The sequence below is a fragment of the Streptomyces sp. NRRL F-525 genome (assembly GCF_000716605.1).
Classification (GTDB): Bacteria; Actinomycetota; Actinomycetes; order Streptomycetales; family Streptomycetaceae; genus Streptomyces.
In genome coordinates this window covers 1-577 of sequence record NZ_JNXE01000118.1, presented here as the reverse complement: position 1 = coordinate 577, position 577 = coordinate 1, and the positions used below count along the sequence as shown (strand labels likewise).

1 protein-coding gene is annotated in these 577 nt (G+C 71.9%); it reads left to right on the top strand.

From position 1 onward, the window contains the following. Positions 1–577: beta-ketoacyl synthase N-terminal-like domain-containing protein (locus OO69_RS48125; RefSeq protein WP_033287385.1), on the top strand; the 577-nt coding region annotated here is incomplete at both ends.

Sequence of the window (577 nt, the reverse complement as noted above, 5' to 3'; positions counted from 1 at the left end):
GATCTCCTACACCTTCGGCCTGGAGGGCCCGGCGGTGACCGTCGATACGGCCTGCTCGTCGTCGCTGGTGGCGCTGCACATGGCGATCCAGGCGCTGCGGAACGGCGAGTGCACGCTCGCGCTGGCCGGCGGCGTCACCCTGATGGCCACGCCGGCGGTCTTCATCGAGTTCAGCCGTCAGCGCGGCCTCGCCCCCGACGGCCACTGCAAGCCCTTCGCCGCGGCGGCCGACGGTGCCTCGTGGTCCGAGGGCGTCGGACTGCTACTCGTCGAACGCCTGTCGGACGCGCAGAAGAACGGCCACCAGGTGCTGGCGGTCGTCCGGGGCTCGGCGGTCAATCAGGACGGCGCCAGCAACGGCCTCACCGCCCCCAACGGCCCCGCCCAGCAGCGCGTCATCCAGCAGGCGTTGGCCGCCGCGCGGCTGGCTCCTGAGCAGATCGACGCGGTCGAGGCGCACGGAACGGGTACGAGTCTGGGCGACCCGATCGAGGCTCAGGCACTGCTCGCCACGTACGGCAAGGAACGGCCCGCCGACCGGCCGCTGATGCTCGGCTCGCTCAAGTCCAACATCGGG